Genomic DNA, 22,560 nt, shown 5'->3' with positions numbered 1-22,560 from the left:
GCAGGCAGCGAACCGACGACGAGAGGCTCCCATGATCAGGCACGCCATCTTCGTGGCCGAGCACGTGTACGCCGTCCCGCCGGTCGAGGTCTTCTCCGCCTGGGCCGACCCGGCCGTCAAGGCCCGCTGGGCCGGTGGTCCCCCCGGCTGGAATCCGCGCCTCGACCTGGACTTCCGCGTCGACGGAGTGGAGCGCTGCCACGGCACCCGGGCCGGCGGTCCCGCGCGCACGGTCCAGGCCCGCTACCTCGACATCGTGCCGAGCAAACGCATCGTCTACAGCTACGACGTGCTGCTCGACCAGGTACGCGTCCTGGTCTCGCTGGCCACGATCGAGTTCGCCCGGCACGGGCCGGGCACCAGGCTCGTCCACACCGAGCAGGCCGCCTTCCTCACCGAGGACGACACCTCCCAGTTCGAGCAGCACATGCGCGAGGCGCTGAAGTCGCTGGAGGCGGAGCTGGGCGGGCAGGCACCATCGGCCACCGGGCGGGACGCCGCCAGGCTGCTGGGCGGGCCGGCGCCATCCGCTACCGGGCGGGACGCCGCCACCCTGCTGGGCGGGCCGGCGCCATCGGCCGCCCGGCGGGACGCCGCCGGGCCCCTCCCCGGCGGGGAGCCGCGGCCGTGATCGCCGCCACCCGCGCGCCGGCGCGACCGCCGATCGTCAGCGGGGCGCTGCTGGTGCGGATGGCCACCGTGGTGGCCTCGTCGATCGGGTTCTTCCTGCCGTTCGCCGTCGTCCCCGAGTACGCCGAGCGGTCGGCGGGCGCCACCGTCGCCGGCGCCGCGAACGCCGCGCTGCTGGTGACCACCGTGGCCGTCGAACTGGCCGCACCGGCCCTGGTGGCCAGGCTCGGCTACCGGTGGACGCTCGGCCTGGGCCTCGTCGCCCTGGGCGGGCCCACTCTCGTGTTGCTGACGTCCTCGGACGCCGCGGCCATCATCGCCGTCAGCGCGCTGCGCGGCGTCGGCTTCGCGGTCACGGTCGTGGCGGGCGGCGCGCTCACCGCCGAGCTCGTGCCAGCCGAGCGGCGCGGCGAGGGGCTCGCGCTGGTGGGCCTGGTCAGCGGCGTCAGCGCGCTGCTGGCGCTGCCCGCAGGCACGTGGCTCGCGCAGGTCGCGGGCTACGACGCCGTCTTCGTCGCCACCGCCGCGGTCCCCGTCCTGTCCGTCCTCACCGTCCCGTTCCTGCCGGGTCGTCCGGCCGTCGTGGGGCGGGCCGCGGGGGTGATGGCCGGGTTGCGCGCGCCGTACCTGATGTGGCCGGCGGCGGTGTTCGCCGCGTCGGCCGCCGGGACCGGGATCCTGTGCACCTTCGTGCCGCTCGCGGTGCGCGGCGGACCCGTCTGGGTCGCGCCGGCCGCGCTGCTGGCCCAGTCGGCCACCGCGACGCTGGCCAAGTGGGTCGCCGGCCGCGTCGGCGACCGCCGCGGGCACGAGGGGCTGCTGCTCGCCGGGCTCGTCCTGTCCTCGGCCGGGATGGCCGCCGTGTCGCTGACGCACTGGAGCCTGAGCGTCGTCGGCGGCGCCGCCGTCTTCGGCGCCGGGTTCGGCGTCCTGCAGAACGCCACGATGACCGTCATGTACGGGCGCGTCCGTCCGGAGATGTTCAGCACCGTCAGCGCCCTGTGGAACGCCGCCTACGACAGCGGCATGGCCGCCGGCGCGTTCGCGGTCGGCCTCCTGGCACCCCTGACCGGCTACCCGCCTGCGCTGCTGGTCACCGCGGCCCTGATGGCGCTCGCCGGCGTCTTCGTCCCCCGGGCCCGCAGGGCCCCCTCGACCCGTGTGGAACCATGATGATGCAACTCACCGTGAGGCGTACGGCGTCGGTGGGCAGCGTCGTCGACGGTGTCCGCGACGCCGCCGCCCGCGGTGACCTTCACCTGCAACGTCGTGGGCCTGGCCGGCGTGGCCGTGCTGGTCCTGGTGCTCGTCCTCGTCAGGCGGGGACCGGACGGCTGACCCGCTGGAGCGACGGCTCCGTGGTGAGGGCCGCCTCGGTGCTCCGGCAACCCACGCAGTAGCGATAGAGGTCCACCCGGGTGAGCGTGCCGGCCGGGTTGTACCGCCGTTTGCAGTAGGCGCGCCAGATACCTGTCGCCTCGAGCCTGGCGCCCGCCTCCTGGCACTTGGCGCACGCGTTGGGGTTGTAGTGCGAGGAGTCGAAGTACCAGTCGGCCGACAGCGAGCCGTCTCCGCAGGTGACCGCGAGCGCCACGTGCGATGACGCCTGATCGGCGCGCGCCGTCCCGCCCGCGAGCAGCGCGATGGCCGTGCTCAGCATTGCCGCCGTGCTCAGGACGATGGTCGGCTTCTTCGATCGCGATCCGGTGTGTGCCATGTCCGCCTCCTCAGGTTTCCCGCACTGATTCTCGGCACGGGGAACAGGGCCGACCAGGGCGGCAGCAGGGCATTCAACGGACTTTCGGCCGGGCCGGCGGCTCAGCGCCGGGGAACGATCTTGAGGGACTTCACCAGCGTGTCGACGTCCGGCCACAGGCGCCGGTGCGTGTCGGGAATGGTGATCCACAGGATCGCGGGCCGGGGGCGTCCCGTGTCGACCGCGATGACGACCGACAGCTCCTGCCTGGCCTTGCGGCCGTCCGGGCTCGGCGGCATCCGGATCATCCGGGCGAGCAGCCAGCCACGCCGTACCGGCTGCGAGGCGATGTCACGGCCCGTCGTCCCGGAGGGGAAGGCGCTGCCCTGCTTGTAGTCCAGCATCGCCCGGGCGGCGTCGTAGAGGCTGTCGCCGGCGTCGAGGTCGGACCACAGGTGCTGGGAGTCGATGTCGGCCCACCACTCGCGATCGCCGTCCGTTCCGTAGGTCTCGGTCAGCAGCGTCTGGCGGAGGTTGTAGCGGCCGTCCTGGATGGGGCCGTCGCCGATCGGGCGGCTCGGCCGCCACGGGGAGCCCAGCTCGGCGAACGACAGGCCGGTCTTGGGGTCGGTCACCCTGTCGATGACGGGCGAGCCCTGGCCCGGCCGGCGGGGGAGCTTGACGACGCTCCCCTCGGGGATCCGCGTGACCGCGAGCCCGCTCGGCGACGGGGTGGCCGTCGCGAGGGTGGGGGTGGGCGCCGGCTCGGCGGACGCGGGACTCGGCGGAACGGCCGTCACGCTCGGGGGAGGGCTCGGCATCGAACGGGGCTCCCGGGCGGATCCGCCGCCGACCGCCATGGGGAGGCCGATGACGAGCTCGGCGAGGAGGACCGCGGTGCCGAGGAGCGGGACCCACCTCGGGAACGGCGCCAGGAGCCGCTTCATGCGGTCGGAGGTGCGCGGCATGGGTCAGCCCTCCCGGGGGATCAGGGTGAGGCCGGCGAGCCGGGCCTGCTCGACGCTCTCGCGCAGGGACGCCTCGAGGAGCTCGGCGCGCTCGGCCAGCTCGCCGACCTCGCCGGCCGCCAGGTCGTCGCGTACGGTCCTGGAGAGCAGCTCGCGGTAGGCGTCGCCGTCATCCGCCAGGTCCCGCAGGGTCCGCCACTCCGCGTACACCTCCTCGGCCTCCTCGGTACGCCGCGCGTACTCCTCCAGGGAGGAGATCCGCCGGGCCAGCGCGCGGGTCGCCACGTCGAGCGCCTCCTCCTGGGATTCGAGCATGGCGGAGATGCGCTCGGTGACACGTCCCGACCGCGCGCCCGCCTGCTCGCGCCGCAGCCGGGTCAGCTCGGTCAGCGTCTCGGCGATCTCCCACGCCTGGCGGGGCAGGATCATCCGGTTGGCGATGCCGTCGAGCAGGCCGTCCCGATCGAGCCTGGACCGCAGGACCGTCGCGGTGGCGGCCACCGTCCGCTCCAGCAGCGCGGCGTCCGGCGGCTCCAGCATCGCGGCGGTCACGTACCTGCCGCGGTGGCGGCGGCCGTACCCCGCCACCGGCGACTCGCCCGCCAGCGCCAGGAGCGCGAGGAAGGCCAATGCCTGCACGGCCAATCCGGCGAGGAAGAAGGTCGTGAAGCCGTACCGGATCCAGACGCCGAGCATGGCCCCCTGCAGCAGCAGCCCGGTGAGGAGCACGATCCGGCCACGGTGGGCCAGGCCGACGACGAGGGGGAGGAAACCCCACAGCGCCGACTGAGGCAGGACGGCCAGGACGTCACCGAGCGTCCGCCCGCCCCAGGCGGGCCGCTCGGGAGCAGGCGGCAGGAGCTCCGGCCGGGTGGCCATCAGCCGGCGGTGCCCCTCAGGGAGGCCGGGGTCAAGGACGATCGCGCTCACGAACCGTGACTATCCCCACAAGCCGTTTCCGCGCGCTTGCGGGCCACTTGCACGTCGGGTGATCCATGGGATTTCCTGGCCGGATGAGTGCCGAGCCGTCGTGGGTGAAGGCCTGGACGGGTGGGCTGCCCGCCGTTCATGTCGGCAACGCCGCCGAGTTCAACGCCGCCTTCGGCGGGATACCGGCCGCGCGTGACCACTACTCGTGCCTGGCGGCCTTCGCCAGTCCGCGGCCCGCCCTCGTCGTGCTGCCGCTGCCCGTGCCGGACTGGTGGGTCCGGCACCTGGCCGAGACGCTGGGCTGGGGCGAGGTGCGGGTACGCGGCGGGATCGCAGCGGACGGGCAGGTGTCGGCGGCTCTGGCGGGCCTGCCCGAGCTCGTCCCGCCCGGGATGGCGGTGCTGTCCTGGGGCCGCACGCCCGCGTTCGACCGGATCCGGCCCGCTCCCGCCGGGGTGCTGGAGTGCGTCCGCCGCTTCGAGTCCAAACGCGGCTCCCACGAGCTCTTCCGCGAGCTGGCTCCGGGCCATCGCGGGATCCGGATCGCGGCACAACGCCGGATCGCCGCGCGCCGGGAGCTGCGAGGGGCGGCCATGCCGTACGTGCTGAAAACCGAGTACGGAGTGGGTGGGACGGGCACCCAGGTCGTGACCACGTCCCCGCCGCCCCGCAGGGTGCGCGGCCTGCTGCTGGAGGAGTACATCGCGGGCGTCGCCAACCCCACGTTCGACGCCGTCATCGACGCCGACGGGCAGGTGCACCCGGTCGGTACGGGCGCGATGGCGATCGACGGCACCCGCTACCAGGGCGTCACCGTCGGACCCGGCACGCTGCCCGCCGAGCAGGCGCGGACCGCGGCCGCGTTCGGCGCCGACGTGGGCGCGGCACTGGCCCGCCACGGCTACCGCGGCTGGTACGACGTGGACTTCGTGGCCGACCGGGCGGGCCTGCTGGCGCCCACCGAGATCAATCTGCGGCTCACCGGACCCTGCGCGGCGTTCACCATTCAGACAGCGCTGGACGGTCTGCACGGCGCCGGGCACCTGGTGCGCACCCGGGACTGCCTGCCGCTGGGCGCCCGGCTGCCGTCGACCGCGCTGCGCGAGCACGTCACGCGGCTGGCCGCGCACTGCCGGGAGCTCGGCGCGATCCTCCTGGTCACCATCCCGACCGCCGCGTTCGACCCCTTTCCCTACCTGGGGATCGCGCTCGCCGCCCGGACGATCCGGGAGCTCGACGCGGCGGAGCGGGCCGTGCGGGCCGCCAACGAGGCGCTCCGCGCCATGTTCATCGCCGTCGGTCGGTGACGAAGGCGACGAGCACCGCCGCGGCGATCATCAGGGTGACGTTGAACCCGTAGACCAGGGCGGCCTGTTGCGGCCAGTCGGTCTTGGCGGCCAGGCGGTAGAAGTTGTCCTGCGGCCACCACGCCAGCAGCAGCCAGGCGAGCGCCAGCCAGGCCGCCGTGGTCAGCGGTGCGGAGCGGCCCCGTCGGGCCAGCGCCGAGCGGCCCCGCAGCAGGACCATCACGCCCAGCCCGAACGAGGCGCACTCGAAAAGGTAGAGCCCGAAGAACAGGGCCGCCCACGGCAGCGGCACACCGGACAGGTCGGTGGAATAGGGCCAGAAGACGTTGGTGGTCGAAAAAGCCAGGAAGCCGAACAGGAGCGTGCCCCCGACCACCATCGACCCGCTCCCGGCCGTCGCGCCGCCGCCCTTGCCGCCCGCGGGCCGCTGCCCCTCCGCCACCGGCAGGGGCAGCGCCGCGACGTCGATCTCGCCCTCAGGCGTGCGCGGCAACGCGGGTACCACCGCGACCACCTCGGGCAGCCGCCGCCGCGGCACCAACTCCGTCAGGAACTCGGTGACCCGTTCCCGGTCCTTCTCGTCGGCCACGATGTAGGCAATCAGCTGCTCGCCCTCGACCACGACACACTCGGTCACCGCCGGATGCCCGCGTAAGCGCTGTTCGAGCTCGCCCTCGGTCAAAGCCGCCCCCGTCAGTCCCGCCGCCAGGCCACTCGGCCCGTCGATCAACGGTACTCCGCGCCGCCGCCACCGAGATCTCCCGCCGGGAACCTGTCGCTCGCCCGGACGTTCTAAAGTGCAGGCCGACCCAAGGAGATCCGCGGTGGAAAATCTGTTCCAGTACTTCCCGCTGCTGTTCGTGGCGGTGGGCATAGTGATCGTTCTGGGCTCGATCAAGGGGACCGTCGACAGCAGGCAGTTCGTCCGGCGGGCGCAGCGGGTGCCGGGCGTGGTCAGCGACGTCCGGACCACGTTCACGGGGCAAGGGGAGCACCTGAGGGCGAGGCAGCGGCCGGTCCTGACCTTCACGACCCTGGAGGGGCAGGAGATCACCACCGAAGCGGCGACCACCTCCGGCCTCGGCGTCGGCAACGAGACCGAGGTGCTCTACGACCCGCAGAACCCGACCAGGGCCGTGCCCGCGGCCAACCCCGGCGGAGGCTACGGCGGGATCATCGTCGGATGCGTCGCCGTCGTCATCGGCCTGGCCTTCTTCGCGGGCTTCTCCGGCTTTGCCGCCTCCTCCGGCCCGGGGGAGAGCGACCAGCAGGGCGACCGGCAGACCCAGTGCGAGATGCAGCGGCCCGATGGCTCCTACGAGCCCATCGACTGCCCGCCCGATCTCGACCTCGGCGAGTGATCCCGACGCTCAAATCCGCCGGTCCCGGCGGGTGAAGGTCTAGGACGCGCAATTCAGGGCAGTTCGCCGGTTTTGACGAGCTCTTGGGAGAAGTCATGACCGAAGCTGGAGCCAAGGCGCGCCAGGCGGCGGACAGCCCTGCCATGGACAGGCTGGCGCGGGTCGGGCTGGTCTGCCGCGGTGTGCTGTACGGGCTGATCGGGGTGCTGGCCGTGCAGATCGCGTTCGGGGACGGCGGGCGGGAGGCCGACAAGAGCGGGGCGATCAGCACGGTCGCGTCGCTGCCGTTCGGGGCCGTGATCTTGTGGGTCATGGTCGTGGGGTTCGCCGCCCTGACCCTGTGGCAGGCGTCGGAGGCGATCTTCGGCGCCCACGGGCTCAAGGACCGGGCGGAGTCGGCCGGCCGGGTCGTGGTCTACGCGTTCGTGTGCACCGCGCTGCTGACCATGCTGCTGACGCACGAGACCGCCTCCGACGACCAGCGGACCCAGGACCTCACGGGAAAGCTGCTCGACCTGCCCGCGGGACAGATCCTCGTGGGCGTGATCGGGCTCGGCGTCGTCGCGCTCGGCGTCTATTGGCTGCGGTACGGCGTCAAGAAGGAGTTCCGCAGGGAGCTCAGGCCGATGCCGAGGCGGGCCGGCTCGGTGATGGACCGGCTCGGGCTCGCCGGCTACCTCGCGCGCGGGCTGATCGCCGGGCTGGCCGGCGTCTTCCTGGTCCAGGCGGCCGTCACCTTCGACCCTGACAAGGCCGGGGGCATCGACGCCACGCTCAGGGCGTTCGCCGACACTCCGGCCGGGCCCTGGCTGCTGGCGGTGGTGGCCCTCGGGCTGCTGCTGTTCGCCGGATACTGCTTCGGAGAGGCCCGCTGGCGGCGTACATGAGGCTGGACGACTGGTTCCTCACCGGCCCCGAACGCGGGAACGACGCGACCAGGCTCGCACCCTGGACGGAGGGCAACCTGGTGCGCCCGCTCGTCCACGGCGCCACCTACTTCGCCGAGCTCGCCGCGCGGCTGGCGGGCCTCGACAAGGACGACCTGCTGCTGTTCTCCGACTGGCGCGGCGACCCCGACGAGCGGCTCACGCCGGACGGCCCCGAGGTGGCGGCCGCGATGGCGCGGGCGGCCGAGAGGGGAGCCCTGGTCCGAGGGCTGATCTGGCGCTCGCACCTGGACTTCCTGCGCTTCAGCTCGGCCGAGAACCGGCACCTCGGCGAGGACATCGAGGCGGCCGGCGGCCAGGCGCTGCTCGACACCCGGGTGCGGCGTGGGGGCTCGCACCACCAGAAGTTCGTCGTCCTGCGCCATGACCGGGGACCGGGCCGGGACGTGGCGTTCGTCGGCGGCATCGACCTGTGCCACAGCCGCCGCGACGACGCCGAGCACCTGGGCGACCCGCAGGCGGCGCCGATGCCGGGCGCGTACGGCGATCGCCCGCCGTGGCACGACGTCCAGGTGGCGATCAGCGGCCCGGCGGTGGCCGAGGTGGAGAAGGTCTTCTGCGAACGCTGGGAGGACCCGGCGCCGGAGACCCGCCAGCCGTTCAGGCGGCTGCGTGACCGCATGACCCGGATGGCCGACGTGCCGCCGCTGCCGGAGCCCGGCCCCGCGCCGCCGGCGGCCGGGACGCATGCCGTGCAGCTCCTGAGGACCTATCCCCACCTGCGCCACGCCTATCCGTTCGCGCCGGAGGGGGAGCGCAGCGTGGCCAGGGCGTACCGCAAGGTTCTGACGCGGGCGAGCTCGCTGGTCTACCTGGAGGACCAGTACCTGTGGTCCACGGAGGTGATCGAGCCGTTCGCCGAGGCGCTGGAGCGCGAGCCGGGCCTGCGCATGATCATCGTGGTGCCCCGCCATCCCGACCAGGACGGCTGGTTGGCCGGCCCGGCCAGCCTGATCGGCAGGTCGGAAGCGCTGGCCCGGCTGATGCGCGCGGGCGACGGCCGGGTCGCGATCTACGATCTGGAGAACCACCGGGGCACGCCGGTGTACGTGCACGCCAAGGTCTGCGTGGTCGACGACGTGTGGGCGAGCGTCGGCTCCGACAACGTGAACCTGCGCTCGTGGACGTTCGACTCCGAGCTGAGCTGCGCCGTCCTCGACGCGCAGCCCGACCCGCGTCCGCCCTCGGGAGCCCGCAGGTTCGCCAGGGAGCTGCGGCTCACGCTCGCCGCCGAGCACCTGGACCGCGACCCCGGCGACCTGGACGATCTGCTCGACCCGGAAAGCGCGTACGAGGCGTTCGCCGAGTCCGCCGAGCGGCTCGAGGCCTGGCACCGGGACGGCTGCCGGGGGCCCCGCCCGCCGGGCCGGCTGCGCCCGCACCCGCGGCCCGGGCTCGACCGCGTCCGCCGGACGCTGGCCATGCCGCTGTACCGGATCGTCGTTGACCCCGACGGGCGGCCCTCGCGTTTACGCAGGTCGAACGAGTTCTGAGCGCCGCCGCCTCTGTGCGTACAGGATCGCCCGGGCGGCCATGACGACGCAGCCCACGCCGAGCAGCGCGCCGCAGACCACGTCGGTGAGGAAGTGCATGCCGCGGTACAGGCGCGACAGGCCGACGGCGAGCGGAGCGGCGATTCCGAGCGCCCAGATCAGCACCTGGAGCGCTCTGCTGCGGACATGCGTGGTCAGGACGAGCGCCATCCCGCAGTAGAACGCGACGGCGGCGCTGACGTGCCCCGACGGGAAGCTGGAGGTGGGCGGGGCCGGGTCGATGTGCTGCACGGGCGGCCGGTGCCGGCCGACGGCCTCGGTGGTGGCCAGGAAGATGAGGGACTGGCTCCAGACGGCCGCGACGATGAAGATCGATTCGAGCCAGCGCCGGTAGACCAGTCTGAAGACGATCGCGGCGATCACGGTGAGCGCCACGATGTACGGGGTGTCCGACAGGCTGCTGCCGAAGTCGGTGAGCGTGTTCCACAGCGAGGTGCGGCCGGCGGCCAGGCTCCGGCTCACCGACGCCTCACCGGTGGGCCAGGCGAGGATCGCCCTGCCCACGCCGTATGTCACCGCGGCCATCAGGATCATCGGCAGCACGATCGATAACGCGTAGCGCTTCACTTCTTCTCATCGCCCGCTTTCACGAACTCGGGTTCCACTCCCTCGACCGGCGGCGAGGCGGGTCTGCGTCCCTGCTCGCGCCGCCACGTCTCGAACGCCGCCGCCGTCGCGGCGATCACGGCCACGCCCAGCACGATCCCGGCGACCACATCGCTCACCCAGTGCACGCCGAGCGCGATCCTCGTGTAGCCGACGGACAACACCAGGAAGCAGGCGACGGCCCACGCCACCACCCGCCCCCACCGAGGCAGCATGGGCAGGACGAGCAGGACGATCACTCCCGCGCCGAGCGTCACGTTCACCGCGTGGCCCGAGGGGAAGGAGTCGCCCGGCGCCAGTGCGACGGGGTCCGGAAGGTGCGGCCTGGCCCGGGCCACGACGATCTTGAGTGCCAGGCCGAGCAGCCCGCCCACGGTGATGGTGGTGACCGCCCAGACGGCCAGCCTCGGCGCGCCCTTGTAGAGCAGCCAGACGGCGTACGCGATGACCGCGATTCGCCACGGCCACGGCCCGAACAGATCCGTCCACACGATGAGGAACCTCGTCACCTCGGGATGGGTGAGCGCGTACGCGTGCAGATATCGCGCGGCTCCCGCATCCAGTCCGTCGACGGGCATCTTGGCCACGACGAGCAGCAGGGTGAACGGGACCATGATGAGCGCCACCGCCAGGCTGGCGAGCGTCAGTCGCAGTCCCAGTCCGCGGTCGCCATGGATAGTCATTCGCGCACGGCTACCCCGGCTCGCCGGATTGATTCCTCCGCCTGAAATCCGGCGCCCGGGGTAGTCCGGAACGCATGTCCCCCATCGTGGCCGTCGTCGCGCACCGCAAGAAGACCCTCGGCGCGGGTCTGGACAGACTACGCGTGCTCATCACCGAGGAGGGCGTCGCCGAGCTCCTCTGGTACGAGGTGCCCAAGAGCAAGAAGGCGCCCAAGAAGGTCCGGCAAGCCCTCGATCAGGGCGCCGAGCTGGTGTTCGTCTGGGGCGGCGACGGCATGGTGCAGCGCTGTGCCGACGCGATGGCCGGCTCCGGCGTGCCGATGGCCGTGCTCCCCGCGGGGACGGCGAACCTGTTCGCCGCCAACGTCGGCATCCCCGCCGAACTCGACGAGGCGGTGCGGATCGGCTTCCACGGCCGGCGGGAGAAGCTGGACCTGGGGGTGCTCAACGGCGAGCACTTCGCGGTGATGGCGGGGGCCGGGTTCGAGGCCGAGATGGTCGCCGACGCCGGCGGGCGGGCCAAGAAGCGGCTCGGCAAGCTGAGCTATGTCAAGGCGGCCGTCCGGCACGTCGGCGAGCCGCTCGTGCCGATGAAGATCAAGATCGACGGGACGACCTGGTTCGAGGGCCGGGCGAGCTGCCTGCTGCTGGGCAACGTGAGCACGATCGCCGGCGGCGTCCAGGCGTTCGACGACGCGCGGCCGGACGACGGCTGGCTGGAGGTCGGCGTCTCGACCGCCCAGGGGCCGCTCGAATGGGCGCGGGTGATCGGCAGGATGGCCGCGGGGCGCTCCGACGACTCGCCGCTCGTCCGGATCACGCGGGCCAGGAAGGTGTCGGCCCGGTTCGGGGTGCCGCTGATGTACGAGCTCGACGGCGGGGAGCGCGAGCCCACCCGCCGGCTCAAGGCCGAGGCCGCCGCGGGTGCGCTCACGGTCTGCCTGCCTCTGGACGAGCAGTCGCCGGGTTGACGATCTTTCCCGTAATCCCTACTGTTAATGTGGGTATTCTCACGGGAGAGCGGGGCGGGTCGGGGTGAGCGCTGTCGCGGTGATCGGGGCCGGTCCCACGGGGACGTCCGTCGTGGAGCGGATCTGCGCCAACGCTCCCGAGCTGCTCGGAGACCACGTGCTGGACGTGCACGTGGTGGACCCGTACCCGCACGGCGCGGGCCGGGTCTGGCGCGCGGGCCAGCCGGACCTGCTGTGGGCCAACTCGGCGGCGGCCGACATCACGGTCTTCACCGACGGGTCGGTGCGCTGCGAGGGCCCGCTCCGTCCCGGGCCGTCGCTGGCCGAATGGCTGGGGAGCGAGCCCGGGTACTTCGCGCCGCGCCCGGTCCTCAGCCGCTATCTCTCCTTCGCCTTCGGTCAGGTGGTGCGGACCGCGCCGCCCAACGTACGGGTGCGCCTGCACCGGGCCACCGCCGTCGGCCTGGCCGACGTGCGCGGGGGCCAGCGGGTGGAGCTGTCCGGCGGGGGAGCGCTGGAGGTGGACGCGGTGGTGCTCGCGCAGGGCCACCAGGGCGCGCTGCCCTCGCCGCCGGAGGCGGAGGAGCTCGCCTTCGCCGCCCGGCACGGCCTGTCCTACCTCCCCGCCGGGTACGCCGCCGACCTCGACCCGGGCGTGATCCCCGCCGGGGAGCCGGTGCTCGTACGGGGTGCCGGGCTGGCGTTCGCCGACCTGCTGGCGCTGCTCACGTCCGGACGCGGCGGCCGTTTCACCGAACACGGCGGCGAACTGCACTACGTGCCCGGCGGGTCCGAGCCGCGGCTGTACGTGGGGTCGCGCAGGGGAGTGCCGTACCACGCCAAGGCCGGCTACCGGCTCGCCGCGCCGCCGCCCGGCCTGCCCGGGTTCGTCACCCCGGGCACGCCTGCCGGGGAGCTGCGGCGGGCGGTGGCCAAGGAGCTGGCCTACGCGTACTACTTCGAGCTGTTCAACGGGCACCCGTCGCGGACCCGGATCGGCTGGGACGCGTTCGAGCCCGCCTTCGCGCAGGCCGAGTGGGGCGGGAAGGAGATGCGCGCGCTCGTCACCAGGTCGGTGCCGAGCTTCGCCGACCGGCTGCGGCTGGACCGGCTGGAACGGCCGCTGCACGGGATACGCTTCGGCGACCTGGCCGGGCTGGGGCGCTGGATGGGCGGCTACCTGACGGCCGACCTGGAGCGCCGGGCCGACCCGGCGCACAGCGCGGACCTGGCCCTGATCCACGGCCTGAACGCGCTGCGCGGGGTGGTGCCGGCGGATCCCTGGTTCCAGGGCCTGTACAACTACCTCGCCAGCGGCCCGCCCGCGTCCCGGCTGGCCGAGCTGCGGGCGCTGGCGCGGGCCGGGGTGGTCACGTTCCTGGGCGAGGGCATCCGGGTCGCGCGGGACGAGCGGGCGGGGGTCTGGCGGGCGGTCAGCACGAGCGTGCCCGGCGCGGTGGAGGCGCGGGCGCTGGTGGAGGCCCGGTTGCCGGAGCCGACCGTGGCCCGCAGCACCGACCCGCTCCTCGGCGCGCTCTTCGCCCGGGGCGAGTGCCGCGAGGAGTCCGGCCTCCTGGACGTCCGCCTCCCGGACCGCCGCCTTGTCGCTCGCACCGGCGCCGTCCACCCCCGCCGCTTCGTCCTCGGCCCGTGGACGGCGGGCGGCCCCGGCACGGCCGGCTTCGCCCGCCCGGGCGTCGACGCCCCGCTGTTCCGCCAGACGGACGCCTTGGCCCGCACCCTCCTGAGCGTCACGACCGCCGCCCGCCTCCGCCCGGCGGCGTAGCGGAGCGGCGGGCGTTGTTCAGCTCGGGGCGGGCTGGGGCTCCGGTGCGTCCGCCGAGTGAGTGGCCGTGTCGGTGGCCGTGCGGACGAAGGCGGCGACGGCCGGTGAGCGGCTGTGGTGCGGCCAGGCCAGGGTGAGGGTGAGCGGCGCCAGGTCGCTGACGATCCGGTACGCGATGCCGGGCCGGGGGTGGCGCGGCGCGACCGAGGCCGGGGGGAACCAGACGATGCTGCCCACCTCGACCAGGTTGAAGATCTCTGCCAGGTCCAGGCGTCTCGGCCGGGTCCCTGCCGTCGCCGGGCAGGCTTCCTGACCGTCGGCGGGTGTCCCGTCGGGGAGGACCCTGCCGGTCAGGTCGGCCAGGCGCAGGCGCGAGCGGGAGGCCAGCGGATCGGAGGCGGCCAGCGCGACCAGCCGGGGCTCGGTCAGCAGCAGTTCGACGTCCAGGCCACGTGCGTCAAGGGGTTCGTCAAGGGTGGCGGGCACCAGGGCGACGTCCGCGCGGCCGTCGTGCAGCGCCGACAGCTGCTCCCCCTTCCCGCCCAGCACGAGCTCCACCGGGAGGGCGGCCGCCTCGTGCCGGTACGCGGCGAGGATCCGCGGCAGCAGCCCGCCGTCGTAGTCGGCCTTCAGCGCCAGGCGCAGCCCGGGGTCGGACCGGCCGGCGTGCCGGGCCCGCCGGGCGGCCGCGGTCACCGCGTCGAGCGCGATCCGGGCGTCGCGCAGCAGGGTCTCGCCGGCGGGGGTGAGCGCGACGTGGCGCGTGGTGCGCTCCAGCAGCGGCACGCCCAGCTGCCGCTCCAGGGCCCGGATCGCGCGGGACAGCGGCGGCTGTGCCATGCCGAGCCGCTCGGCCGCGCGCCCGAAGTGCAACTCCTCGGCGACGGCCACGAAGTACCGGAGCTGCCGGACCTCCAGGTCATTCATACCTCGACAGTATCAATGGTGATCAAATCGGTCCTTCAGGTCTGCCGCCGCGCCGGGTTGACTGGGCTCTCGTCCTTCCCGTCCATACTTCCCTCCAGGGGTTTTCATGATCGTCGTCACTACGCCCACCGGTAAGATCGGCCGCCAGGTTCTCGACCGTCTCATGGCCGCCGGCGCACCCACCCGGGTGATCGCGCGCGAGCCAGACCGGCTGCCCGCCGCGGTGCGCGCGTACGCCGAGGTCGTCGAGGGCTCGCACCGCGAGCTCGACGTGGTCACCAAGGCGTTCGCCGGCGCCCGCACCGTCTTCTGGCTGGTGCCGTCCGACCCTCGCTCCGCGAGCGTCGATGCCGCCTACGCCGGCTTCAGCCGCCCCGCGTGCGAGGCCATCACGGCCCAGGGGGTCGAGCGGGTGGTCGGAGTCTCGGCCCTGGGCCGCGGGACGGCGGTGGCCGGGAACGCCGGGTACGTGACGGCGTCCCTCGCCATGGACGACCTGATCGCGAGCACGGGCGTGAGCTACCGGGCGCTGGCGATGCCCTCGTTCATGGACAACCTGCTGCGCCAGGCCGAGCTGATCAGGAACCGGTCCATGTTCACCTCGCCGATCTCCGGCGACCACAAGGCTCCGAGCTGCGCCACCCGCGACATCGCCGCGGTCGCCGCCGGCCTGCTGCTCGACGACACCTGGAGCGGTGTCGAGGAGGTCCCGGTGCTCGGCCCCGAGGACCTTTCCTTCGAGGACATGGCGCGGATCATGTCCGAGGTGCTGAGCCGCCCGATCCGCTTCGAGCACTTGTCGGGCGAAGCGTTCAAGGCCGGGCTGGTGGGGTCGGGGATGTCCGAAGTCATGGCCCAGGGGATGCTCGACATGGCGCTGGCCAAGGACGCCGGCCTCGACAACGGCGCCGTCCGCACCCCTCGGACAAGCACCCCCACCAGCTTCCGCCAGTGGTGCGAGGAGGTGCTCAAGCCGGTCGTCCTCGCCTGACGGGGGTGCTCACACGCTGCGCAGAACCGAGACCACGATGCCCAGCACCACGGCGCCGTCGCCGTCGATGACGTCGTAGGCGGGGTTGCGCGGTTCGAGGAAGACGTGCCCGTCGCGCCGGCGGAACACCTTGACCGTGGCCTCGCCGTCGATCATCGCGGCGACGATCTGGCCCGAGTGGGCCTCGGGCTGCTGCCGCACCACGACCATGTCGCCGTCGCAGATCGCGGCGTCGATCATCGAATCGCCCCGCACGCGCAGGGCGAACACGGTGCCGCGCCCGGTGAGGTCGCGGGGCAGGGTCAGCGTGTCGTCCACGTGCTCGTTTGCCAGGATGGGGGTGCCCGCGGCGATGTCGCCGACCACGGGCACGCTCACCACGTCGCCGGCGGGCTCCGGCGCCGAGGCCCGCAGGAACAGACGTACGTCGATCGGCCGGGTCATGGTCGTGCCCCGGCGCAGGAACCCCTTCTCCTCCAGGCTCTTCAGGTGCTTCGACACCGAGGAGGACGACCGCAGCCCTACCGCGTGGCCGATCTCGCGCGTGCCCGGGGGATAGCCGTACCTGACCACCCAGTCGCGGATCATGGCCAGGATCCGCTGCTGGCGCGGCGGCAGGGCCGAGAAGTCCAGATACTCGAACGCGTCAGGATCGTCGAAGGTGGTCACCTGCGAAATGCTAGAGGCAGGCCCGGCTAGGCGGTCACCTGCAACACGATCTTGCCCTGGATGTGACCCTGTTCGGCCCGTTCGTGCGCCTTGGCCGCGTCCCGGAGCGGGAAGACGGAGTCGACGCCGACCCGGAGGCGGCCCTCGTCCATCAGCCGGGCCAGCTCCGCCATCTGAGTCCCGTCCGAGCGCACCTGGCCCCCGCGCTTCTCGATGCCCCGCCGGGCCATCTCCTCCTCGCCGTACTCCCCGAGGAAGACGGGGCTGTAGACGCCGCCGTCCCTGATCGCGGGCAGCAGCCGGTACGCCTGGGGCCCGCCGACGGTGTCGAGCACGTAGTCCACGTCCCGGACCACCTCCCCGACGGCGGCCCGCGTGTAGTCGACGAACTCGGTCACCCCCAGATCGTTCAGGAACGCCTCATGGCGCCCGGAGGCGACGCCGATCACGTGGCAGCCGGCGTCGACGGCGAGCTGCGCGGCGAAGTGCCCCACGCCGCCGGCCGCGCCGTTCACGAGCACCCGGCTGCCCGGCTCGAGCTTGATGTAGTCGAACAGGAACTGGTACGCCGTGAGCCCCGCCATCGGCACGCCCGCCGCCCGCAGGTGATCGACCGACTCGGGCTTCCTGGCGAGATCCCCGGCGGGCGAGGTGGTGTACTCGGCGTACGCCCGGGCGCCCAGGCTCGGGAAGCGGAGCAGGCCGAACACCTCGTCCCCCACCCGCCATTCGGTGACGCCGGGCCCGAGCGCGGCCACGACGCCCGACACGTCGGTCCCCGGCGTGTACGGCAGGGGCAGCTCCGGCCGCATGCCCTCGGGGATGTTGGCGAAGCCCTTCCGGGCGTACCAGTCCGGCGGGTTCAGCCCGGCGGCGTGGACGCGGACCAGGACCTCGCCGGGCCCCGGCTCGGGCCGGGCGATCTCCTCGTACACGAGCACCTCCGGGCCACCCGGAGCGTGGAGGCGCACGGCATGCATGGTCGCGGGCATGGGTTCTCCCAACGGAATCGGCCCCGATATGATTCGGAGCAGTGCTCCGGATCATAACTGGAGCACTGCTCCACTTGTCAACGGAAGGACCGTGCATGCCGGGCGAATCACCGGATACTGCTGCGCCGAAAACCTCCCCCGAGCTGCGCGCCGACGCGCGGCGCAATCGGGAGCGCATCCTCGCCGTGGCGCGGGTCGTCGTCGAGGAGCAGGGGACCGAGGCGTCCCTGCGCGACATCGCCCGGCGCGCGCAGGTCGGGCTCGGGACGCTCTACCGGCACTTCCCCACCCGGGAGGCGCTGCTGGAGGCGCTGCTGCGGCAGAGCTTCGACCGGCTCGCCGCGCGGGCGCAGGACCTGGGCGAGAGCGAGGCGCCGTACGAGGCGCTGGTGGCGTTCCTGGAGGACCTCATCGGGGGCGCGGCGGCCTACCGGGGGCTGGCCGCGTCCATGATGGCCACGATCAACGACGAGGAGTCCCCGCTGCACGCCTCGTGCGCGGCGATGCGCTCGGCGGCCGGCCACCTCCTGGAACGCGCCCAGGCGGCCGGGCGCATCCGGGCCGACGTCGACGGGACGGACGTGTTCGCGCTGGCCAACGCGCTCAGCTGGATCACCGACCAGGCGCCGTCCCTCGCCTCGCGCCGCGACCACCTCTTCGCGATCGTCATGTCCGGCCTCACCGCGCGGTCATGAATCCGCTCGATCAACGGGTGACGTGACCGACGCGGAAGAAGCCGTCCGGGTCGTAGGCCCGCTTGACCTCGCGCAGCCGCCGGAAGTCGCCGGTCGTGTACGCCGCCGCCGTCCTTGCCGGGTCGGCCAGGAAGTTGAGGAACGTGCCGCCGTTGGCGTACGGGCGCAGCTCCTCCGCCAGCCCCGGCACGACGGTGTCCACGATGACCGACAGCTTCGTGCCGCGGTGGCTGACCGGGCCGGCGTCCTGACCCGGGCGGGCCATCGCGCCGCCCCAGTGGCGGATCTCCACGGTCTGCGCGTGCTCCGCGGCCCGCACCAGCGTGCCGATCACCTCGTCGGGCACCGACTCGAACATGTCCATGTGCCGGTTGGGGGTGCCGCCCATGGAGGTGGCCGCGTACGTGCTGGAGCGCGTCTCGTCCAGCAGCGCCGGGCCGGCCGCCCGCCACAGCGGCGCGAGCAGCCGCCTGGCCTCCTCGGCCTCGCCGGCGTGCACCACCTTGACCATCACGACGTGCCTGCCGCGCACCGCCTCCGGCGCGTCCTCGGGCATCCGCCTGAGCACCACCGCCGTGCTGATCTCGTCGGGGGCGTCCTCGATCCAGCTCCGGTACGCGGTCAGCGTCTCGGCCGCCGCCTCGATCGGGAAGTACGCGAACCCCGAGAACACCCGCTCGACCGGGTGGAGGCGGAACTCCAGCGAGGTGACGACGCCGAACCCGCCACCGCCGCCGCGCAGCGCCCAGAACAGCTCGGGGTGGCTGTCCGCGCTCGCCACGACGTGCCGGCCGTCGGCCAGCAGCACCTCGGCGCGCACCACGCTGTCGGCCGCGAACCCGTGCTTGCGCGCCAGCCACCCGAGCCCGCCGCCGAGCGTGTAGCCGGTGACGCCGACCGACGGCGACGACCCCGACAGCGGCGCCAGCCCGAACGGCGCGGCGGCCGCGACCACCTCGCCCCAGAGCGCCCCCGGCCCCACCCGGGCGATCCGCCGGTCCGGGTCCACCAGGACCGAGGCCATGGGGGAGGTCCTGACCAGGACTCCGCCGTCGCACGCCTCGTGCGTGCCGTGCCCGGTCGCCTGCACCGCGAACGGCACCCCGTGCTGCCGCGCCGCCAGCAGCGCGCCGCGCAGGTCGGCCACGCCGTACGCCTCGGCCACCAGGGCCGGGTGGGCGTCCACGCGCGGGTTGAGCGAGCGGCGCAGCTCCTCGTACCCGGCCTCGCCCGGCAGGTGGACGGCCCCGGCGAACCCGGGGAGCGTGATCTCGTCCTGGATGGTGTACGGCTGGCTCATCTCTCGGCCCTTCTCTCCTGTGATCTGAGATCACTGTGCTGGAGGGCGCTTACGGCTTCATTCCCGTCGACTTACCGCGGCCCTTAAGTCCCGAGGATCCTCGCAAGCGGCGGTGACAAAATCCGCCCGCCGTCTCCGTCTCCGGTACGCCGCGGGACGTAGGGGCACGCGCGCCGCCGCCCCCCGTACTACACCGACGGTCGTACGGCCGGACTGATCCGCCGTCCTTGGCGCGGTCAGGTGACGGGTACGATCTCGGCGGCGGTCAGGACGCCGTCCTCGATGGTGAGCAGGCCCAGCGTGCCGTGCGGCTGACGGCGGCGGTCGGTGGGGGAGCCGGGGTTGAAGATGCGCAGGCCGTCGCCCGACTCGTCCAGCGGGATGTGCGAGTGGCCGAAGACGACCAGGTCCGCCTGGGGGAAGCGGCGCCGCAGGCGGTCGAGGCGCCCCTTGGCCGGGCCGCTGTCGTGGATCATGCCGATCCGCAGCCCGTCCAGGGTCAGCTCCAGCGTCTCCGGCGCCACCACGTCCGGGCCGTCGTTGTTGCCCTTCACGACGTGGACGGGGGCGTACGCGGCCAGTTCGTCCAGCACGGAGGCCACGCAGACGTCGCCCGCGTGCAGGATGACGTCCGCGCCGCGCAGGTGCGCGGCGACGCGGGGCGGGCAGGAACGCCAGCGCCTGGGCGCGTGCGTGTCCGACAACGCGACGACTCTCACGACCCTTCCCTGCCCGCTCCACGCTCGCGGTACCTCGCCCCGCTCTAAGATCGACCCGTGCAGGAGCCGGACATTCACGCCATAGCCGCCCGACTGGTCGAAGTGCGCGGGGTGGTGGCCGTCGTCCTGGGTGGGAGCCGGGCGCGTGGCACGCACCGGCCGGACTCCGACATCGACCTCGGCCTCTACTACCGGGGCCCGCTCGACGTGGCCGGCCTGCGCGCCCTGGCGCGGGAGGTGACGGGCGAGCCGACCGAGGTGACCGAGCCGGGCGGCTGGGGGCCGTGGGTGGACGGCGGCGGCTGGCTCACCGTGGACGGCCTGCGGGTCGACTGGATCTACCGCGACCTCGACCGCGTCCACCGCGTCTGGGACGACTGCCGCCAGGGCCGTTACGAGATCGGCTTCCAGGCCGGACACCCTCTCGGCTTCTACTCCCACGCCTACGCCGGCGAGGTCGCCCTGTGCCAGGTCCTGGCCGACCCCACCGGCGAGCTCGCCGCCCTGCGGCGGGAGGTCGCGGACGAATACCCGCCCGCGCTCCGCCAGGCGCTGATCAGCGGGTTGTGGGAGGCCGACTTCGCCCTGATGATCGGCGGCTACGGCGCCAAGGGCCAGGACCCGGCGTACGCGGCCGGTGCGCTGTTCCGCGCCGTCGGCGTCGCCTGCCATGCCCTGCACGCCGCCGACGGCGCCTGGCTGATCAACGAGAAGGGCATGGTCGCCGCGGCCGCCCGGCTCCCCTCCGCCCCGCCCGGCTTCGGCGAGCGGGCCCAGGCGCTGCTGGCGGAGGTGGGACGCACCCCGGAGGAGATCGCCCGGACGATCGACGCCGCGGCGGGCCTCATGGCGGACGTGCGTGCCGCCTGCGGCTGACGAGATGATCGCTGGGATAACCTGACCCGGTGCGAATAGGCGTGAATGTTCCCAATTTCGGCCCCGGCACCAACCCTGACGTGCTGCGCAGCTGGGCGCAGACCGTCGAAGGGCTCGGATACGACCTGCTCATGGTCTCCGACCACGTGGCCATCACCTCAGACGTCGCCAAGCAGTATCCCGCGCCGTTCTACGAGCCGTTCACGACTCTGGCCTGGCTCGCCGGCTCCACCACCCGCATCGGGCTCGGCACCACGGTGCTCATCGTGCCGTACCGCCACCCGCTGCTCACCGCCCGCATGGCGGCCAACCTCAACGACCTCAGCGGCGGGCGGCTGGTGCTGGGCGTGGGGATCGGGTGGGCTCGGCAGGAGTTCGAGGCGCTCGGAGCGGTGTACGAGCGGCGCGGCAAGGTGACCGACGAATACCTCGCCGCCATCCGCACCGCCTGGGCCGACGAGGGCGACTACCGTTCCGGCGGCGTGCCGATCTGGGTCGGCGGCGGCAGCGAGGCGGGGCTGCGCAGGGCGGTGCGCTACGGCGATGGGTGGCACCCGCTCAGGAGCACCCTGCCCTGGCTGCGCGAGAACTGGTCGCGTCTGAAGGAGATCGCCGCCGAGGAGGGCCGGCCGGTGCCCGCCCTGACGCCCAGGATCCTGCTGCGCGTCACCGACGCGCCGCCGGCGGAGCGGCGCGCGGGCGAGGGCACGATCGAGCAGGTCATGGCCGACCTGGAGGAGCTGCGGCTGCTCGGCGCGGAGACGGTCGTCCTCGACCCGTTCCACTCGGACCCGGACGAGACGCTGCACCCCGAGGCGGCCTGGGAGATGCTCGCCGCCGTGGCCGCCCGCCGCACCTGAGCACCTCGGAGCAGGCTCGCCTCAGGGCCGGCTCGCGGGATCCTCGCGGGCCGGCAGCCGAGCCGCCAGCTCCTCCAGGTCGCCGACGAACCAGATGTGCCCGCCCCGGTTCGACTCGAACACCCAGTCGCGCAGCGCCGAGCTGGCGGCGGTGAAGCGGGAGATGTCCCCCACGACGGCCAGGCCGACGCGGTAGTTGACGAACTTCTGCGCGATCTCGCCCGCCACGCCCGTGCGCAGCGCGAAGAAGTCGTCGTGCAGCCGCCCGGCGGGGACGGCCACCCAGCTCGCGCCCCTGCCGAAGGCCTCGCCGAGCAGGTCGAGCGCGTCGCGGGTCTCGCGCAGCGGCTCGCCGTGCGGCTCGCAGACGTATACGCGGTCGTCAGGCATGTGCGGTCTCCAGGAAGTCCATGATCTCTTGGGTGTGGGCGGGGAGCAGGTGGCCGGTGCCGGGCAGGAGCCGTACGTCCGCGTCCGGCGCGGCACGCGGCAGGCGGCGGGTGCCGTACGAGTCGAGCATCCGGTCGCGGCCTCCGGCGATGACCAGCAGCGGCATCGTGAGGCGGCCCCGTTCCCCGCCGGACGCCAGCAGCGGCAGCGCCCCGAGCAGCGGCAGCCACCGCTGCCGGCCGATGCCGCTCGGGCACATCAGCGCGAGCCGTTCGACCCGGTCAGGCCGGCAGGTGGCGTAGTCGAGCGCCATCCACCCGCCCAGCGACACCGCGGCGATCGAGACCCGTTCGACGCCCAGCCCGGCCAGCACCTCCGCCAGCCAGCCGGCGTAGACGCCGGGCTCCAGCGGCGGCCGTGACGGCGCGCTCAGCCCCGGCTCCCCGATGAGGTCGACCGCGTGGACCCGGAACCGCCGTGCCCACGTGGCGACGTCCGCCAGCCACATGGCGCTGTTGGTGCCCGACCCGTGCAGGAGCAGCAGCGGTGGCGCGCCGACAGGTCCGCACGCCACCACGAACGTCTCCCCGTGCCCGGTCGGCACCCGCACATGCTCGTACGGCACCGGCCAGCGCCCGAGGAGCTCCCGGTAGCGCCGCTCGACGGCCCCCGCGCCCTCCGGCGAGGCGTAGATCGCGACCAC

25 protein-coding genes are annotated in these 22,560 nt (G+C 73.4%); 12 read left to right on the top strand and 13 right to left on the bottom strand.

All coding sequences use genetic code 11. The annotated features are described in order from the left end of the window. Positions 1–31: 31 nt before the first annotated feature. The gene (locus tag ABZX61_RS35035; protein ID WP_355200368.1) at positions 32–631 is read left to right on the top strand and encodes an SRPBCC domain-containing protein; all 600 of its coding nucleotides are present in this window, start codon (positions 32–34) and stop codon (positions 629–631) included. Further along, on the top strand, positions 628–1,803 hold the full coding sequence (locus ABZX61_RS35030; RefSeq protein ID WP_355200367.1) for an MFS transporter: 1,176 nt from the start codon (positions 628–630) through the stop codon (positions 1,801–1,803). The genes ABZX61_RS35035 and ABZX61_RS35030 overlap by 4 nt, the downstream gene beginning before the upstream one ends. A gap of 142 nt (positions 1,804–1,945) precedes the next feature. On the opposite strand, the gene ABZX61_RS35025 is transcribed toward ABZX61_RS35030, so the two are convergent. The 3 genes from ABZX61_RS35025 to ABZX61_RS35015 all read right to left on the bottom strand — a co-directional run bounded on the left by ABZX61_RS35025 (position 1,946) and on the right by ABZX61_RS35015 (position 4,224). Beyond that, positions 1,946–2,347, bottom strand: coding sequence for a hypothetical protein (locus ABZX61_RS35025; RefSeq protein WP_350727361.1), 402 nt, complete (start codon positions 2,345–2,347; stop codon positions 1,946–1,948). Between the two features lie 101 nt (positions 2,348–2,448). Beyond that, the gene (locus ABZX61_RS35020) at positions 2,449–3,294 is read right to left on the bottom strand and encodes a hypothetical protein (RefSeq protein WP_355200366.1); all 846 of its coding nucleotides are present in this window, start codon (positions 3,292–3,294) and stop codon (positions 2,449–2,451) included. Positions 3,295–3,297: 3 nt separating this feature from the next. Beyond that, positions 3,298–4,224 carry a hypothetical protein gene (locus ABZX61_RS35015; RefSeq protein ID WP_355200365.1) on the bottom strand — a complete coding sequence of 309 codons (927 nt, stop codon included), beginning with the start codon at positions 4,222–4,224 and terminating at the stop codon, positions 3,298–3,300. 83 nt (positions 4,225–4,307) lie between these two features. Between ABZX61_RS35015 and ABZX61_RS35010 the strand changes: the two genes are divergently transcribed. Continuing rightward, on the top strand, positions 4,308–5,531 hold the full coding sequence (locus tag ABZX61_RS35010) for a hypothetical protein (RefSeq protein ID WP_355200364.1): 1,224 nt from the start codon (positions 4,308–4,310) through the stop codon (positions 5,529–5,531). Here ABZX61_RS35010 and ABZX61_RS35005 read toward each other — a convergent pair. Further along, positions 5,512–6,261 (bottom strand): hypothetical protein, encoded by a 750-nt coding sequence (locus ABZX61_RS35005; RefSeq protein WP_355200363.1) that lies wholly within the window; start codon positions 6,259–6,261, stop codon positions 5,512–5,514. The genes ABZX61_RS35010 and ABZX61_RS35005 overlap by 20 nt on opposite strands. A 94-nt stretch (positions 6,262–6,355) precedes the next feature. On the opposite strand from ABZX61_RS35005, the gene ABZX61_RS35000 reads away from it, so the two are divergent. The 3 genes from ABZX61_RS35000 (at position 6,356) to ABZX61_RS34990 (ending at position 9,332) form a co-directional block, all read left to right on the top strand. Next, a complete protein-coding gene (locus ABZX61_RS35000; protein ID WP_350727366.1) occupies positions 6,356–6,892 on the top strand; it encodes a DUF3592 domain-containing protein in 537 nt (178 codons plus the stop codon). A gap of 95 nt (positions 6,893–6,987) precedes the next feature. Then, positions 6,988–7,779 carry a DUF1206 domain-containing protein gene (locus ABZX61_RS34995; protein WP_355200362.1) on the top strand — a complete coding sequence of 264 codons (792 nt, stop codon included), beginning with the start codon at positions 6,988–6,990 and terminating at the stop codon, positions 7,777–7,779. Beyond that, the gene (locus ABZX61_RS34990; protein WP_355200361.1) at positions 7,776–9,332 is read left to right on the top strand and encodes a phospholipase D-like domain-containing protein; all 1,557 of its coding nucleotides are present in this window, start codon (positions 7,776–7,778) and stop codon (positions 9,330–9,332) included. The genes ABZX61_RS34995 and ABZX61_RS34990 overlap by 4 nt, the downstream gene beginning before the upstream one ends. On the opposite strand, the gene ABZX61_RS34985 is transcribed toward ABZX61_RS34990, so the two are convergent. Continuing rightward, a complete protein-coding gene (locus tag ABZX61_RS34985; protein WP_355200360.1) occupies positions 9,309–9,959 on the bottom strand; it encodes a phosphatase PAP2 family protein in 651 nt (216 codons plus the stop codon). The two genes, ABZX61_RS34990 and ABZX61_RS34985, sit on opposite strands and share 24 nt — an antisense overlap. Next, a complete protein-coding gene (locus ABZX61_RS34980) occupies positions 9,956–10,681 on the bottom strand; it encodes a phosphatase PAP2 family protein (protein WP_355200359.1) in 726 nt (241 codons plus the stop codon). The genes ABZX61_RS34985 and ABZX61_RS34980 overlap by 4 nt, the downstream gene beginning before the upstream one ends. A gap of 74 nt (positions 10,682–10,755) precedes the next feature. Between ABZX61_RS34980 and ABZX61_RS34975 the strand changes: the two genes are divergently transcribed. Both ABZX61_RS34975 and ABZX61_RS34970 read left to right on the top strand, forming a co-directional pair. Beyond that, positions 10,756–11,652 (top strand): diacylglycerol kinase family protein, encoded by an 897-nt coding sequence (locus tag ABZX61_RS34975; protein ID WP_355200358.1) that lies wholly within the window; start codon positions 10,756–10,758, stop codon positions 11,650–11,652. A gap of 64 nt (positions 11,653–11,716) precedes the next feature. Beyond that, complete coding sequence (locus tag ABZX61_RS34970; protein ID WP_355200357.1) at positions 11,717–13,438, top strand: FAD/NAD(P)-binding protein; 1,722 nt, start codon at positions 11,717–11,719, stop codon at positions 13,436–13,438. 18 nt (positions 13,439–13,456) lie between these two features. On the opposite strand, the gene ABZX61_RS34965 is transcribed toward ABZX61_RS34970, so the two are convergent. After that, a complete protein-coding gene (locus ABZX61_RS34965; protein ID WP_355200356.1) occupies positions 13,457–14,365 on the bottom strand; it encodes a LysR family transcriptional regulator in 909 nt (302 codons plus the stop codon). 106 nt (positions 14,366–14,471) lie between these two features. On the opposite strand from ABZX61_RS34965, the gene ABZX61_RS34960 reads away from it, so the two are divergent. Beyond that, positions 14,472–15,356: an NAD(P)H-binding protein gene (locus tag ABZX61_RS34960; RefSeq protein WP_355200355.1), complete on the top strand. Its 885-nt coding sequence runs from the start codon at positions 14,472–14,474 to the stop codon at positions 15,354–15,356. A 9-nt stretch (positions 15,357–15,365) separates the two neighbouring features. On the opposite strand, the gene lexA is transcribed toward ABZX61_RS34960, so the two are convergent. Together lexA and ABZX61_RS34950 are read right to left on the bottom strand one after the other, a co-directional pair. After that, positions 15,366–16,025, bottom strand: a complete 660-nt coding sequence (lexA, locus tag ABZX61_RS34955) for a transcriptional repressor LexA (protein ID WP_355200354.1) — start codon at positions 16,023–16,025, stop codon at positions 15,366–15,368. Between the two features lie 26 nt (positions 16,026–16,051). Beyond that, positions 16,052–17,017: an NADP-dependent oxidoreductase gene (locus ABZX61_RS34950; protein ID WP_355200353.1), complete on the bottom strand. Its 966-nt coding sequence runs from the start codon at positions 17,015–17,017 to the stop codon at positions 16,052–16,054. Between the two features lie 95 nt (positions 17,018–17,112). Here ABZX61_RS34950 and ABZX61_RS34945 point away from each other — a divergent pair, with 95 nt between their 5' ends. Beyond that, complete coding sequence (locus tag ABZX61_RS34945; RefSeq protein WP_355200352.1) at positions 17,113–17,712, top strand: helix-turn-helix domain-containing protein; 600 nt, start codon at positions 17,113–17,115, stop codon at positions 17,710–17,712. Between the two features lie 10 nt (positions 17,713–17,722). Here the strand turns inward: ABZX61_RS34945 and ABZX61_RS34940 are convergent, their stop codons facing one another. Continuing rightward, the gene (locus ABZX61_RS34940; RefSeq protein ID WP_350727379.1) at positions 17,723–19,012 is read right to left on the bottom strand and encodes an FAD-binding protein; all 1,290 of its coding nucleotides are present in this window, start codon (positions 19,010–19,012) and stop codon (positions 17,723–17,725) included. 236 nt (positions 19,013–19,248) lie between these two features. Next, complete coding sequence (locus ABZX61_RS34935) at positions 19,249–19,731, bottom strand: metallophosphoesterase family protein (RefSeq protein ID WP_355200351.1); 483 nt, start codon at positions 19,729–19,731, stop codon at positions 19,249–19,251. 57 nt (positions 19,732–19,788) lie between these two features. Between ABZX61_RS34935 and ABZX61_RS34930 the strand changes: the two genes are divergently transcribed. Together ABZX61_RS34930 and ABZX61_RS34925 are read left to right on the top strand one after the other, a co-directional pair. Next, positions 19,789–20,607 (top strand): nucleotidyltransferase domain-containing protein, encoded by an 819-nt coding sequence (locus ABZX61_RS34930; protein ID WP_355200350.1) that lies wholly within the window; start codon positions 19,789–19,791, stop codon positions 20,605–20,607. A gap of 41 nt (positions 20,608–20,648) precedes the next feature. Continuing rightward, entirely contained in the window at positions 20,649–21,467 is an 819-nt protein-coding gene (locus ABZX61_RS34925) for an LLM class flavin-dependent oxidoreductase (protein ID WP_355200349.1), read from the top strand. Positions 21,468–21,488: 21 nt separating this feature from the next. On the opposite strand, the gene ABZX61_RS34920 is transcribed toward ABZX61_RS34925, so the two are convergent. Together ABZX61_RS34920 and ABZX61_RS34915 are read right to left on the bottom strand one after the other, a co-directional pair. Continuing rightward, positions 21,489–21,857 carry a DUF4180 domain-containing protein gene (locus ABZX61_RS34920; RefSeq protein ID WP_355200348.1) on the bottom strand — a complete coding sequence of 123 codons (369 nt, stop codon included), beginning with the start codon at positions 21,855–21,857 and terminating at the stop codon, positions 21,489–21,491. Next, positions 21,850–22,560: an alpha/beta fold hydrolase gene (locus ABZX61_RS34915; protein ID WP_355200347.1), complete on the bottom strand. Its 711-nt coding sequence runs from the start codon at positions 22,558–22,560 to the stop codon at positions 21,850–21,852. The genes ABZX61_RS34920 and ABZX61_RS34915 overlap by 8 nt, the downstream gene beginning before the upstream one ends.

The sequence above is a fragment of the Nonomuraea sp. NPDC003709 genome (assembly GCF_040610775.1).
Taxonomy (GTDB): domain Bacteria; phylum Actinomycetota; class Actinomycetes; order Streptosporangiales; family Streptosporangiaceae; genus Nonomuraea; species Nonomuraea angiospora_A.
Note: the sequence above shows the minus strand (reverse complement) of the source record. Positions and strands in the feature narration are given on the sequence as shown.

Excerpts from the sequence above, each read along its gene's own strand:
- ABZX61_RS34920 (WP_355200348.1), bottom strand. The coding sequence starts at position 21,857 with ATGCCTGACGACCGCGTATACGTCTGCGAGCCGCACGGCGAGCCGCTG.
- ABZX61_RS34950 (WP_355200353.1), bottom strand. The coding sequence starts at position 17,017 with ATGCCCGCGACCATGCATGCCGTGCGCCTCCACGCTCCGGGTGGCCCG.
- ABZX61_RS34975 (WP_355200358.1), top strand. The coding sequence starts at position 10,756 with ATGTCCCCCATCGTGGCCGTCGTCGCGCACCGCAAGAAGACCCTCGGC.
- ABZX61_RS34940 (WP_350727379.1), bottom strand. The coding sequence starts at position 19,012 with ATGAGCCAGCCGTACACCATCCAGGACGAGATCACGCTCCCCGGGTTC.
- ABZX61_RS34960 (WP_355200355.1), top strand. The coding sequence starts at position 14,472 with ATGATCGTCGTCACTACGCCCACCGGTAAGATCGGCCGCCAGGTTCTC.
- ABZX61_RS34945 (WP_355200352.1), top strand. The coding sequence starts at position 17,113 with ATGCCGGGCGAATCACCGGATACTGCTGCGCCGAAAACCTCCCCCGAG.
- ABZX61_RS35020 (WP_355200366.1), bottom strand. The coding sequence starts at position 3,294 with ATGCCGCGCACCTCCGACCGCATGAAGCGGCTCCTGGCGCCGTTCCCG.
- ABZX61_RS34965 (WP_355200356.1), bottom strand. The coding sequence starts at position 14,365 with ATGAATGACCTGGAGGTCCGGCAGCTCCGGTACTTCGTGGCCGTCGCC.
- ABZX61_RS35035 (WP_355200368.1), top strand. The coding sequence starts at position 32 with ATGATCAGGCACGCCATCTTCGTGGCCGAGCACGTGTACGCCGTCCCG.
- ABZX61_RS34980 (WP_355200359.1), bottom strand. The coding sequence starts at position 10,681 with ATGACTATCCATGGCGACCGCGGACTGGGACTGCGACTGACGCTCGCC.
- ABZX61_RS34990 (WP_355200361.1), top strand. The coding sequence starts at position 7,776 with ATGAGGCTGGACGACTGGTTCCTCACCGGCCCCGAACGCGGGAACGAC.
- ABZX61_RS35025 (WP_350727361.1), bottom strand. The coding sequence starts at position 2,347 with ATGGCACACACCGGATCGCGATCGAAGAAGCCGACCATCGTCCTGAGC.
- ABZX61_RS34995 (WP_355200362.1), top strand. The coding sequence starts at position 6,988 with ATGACCGAAGCTGGAGCCAAGGCGCGCCAGGCGGCGGACAGCCCTGCC.
- ABZX61_RS35010 (WP_355200364.1), top strand. The coding sequence starts at position 4,308 with ATGAGTGCCGAGCCGTCGTGGGTGAAGGCCTGGACGGGTGGGCTGCCC.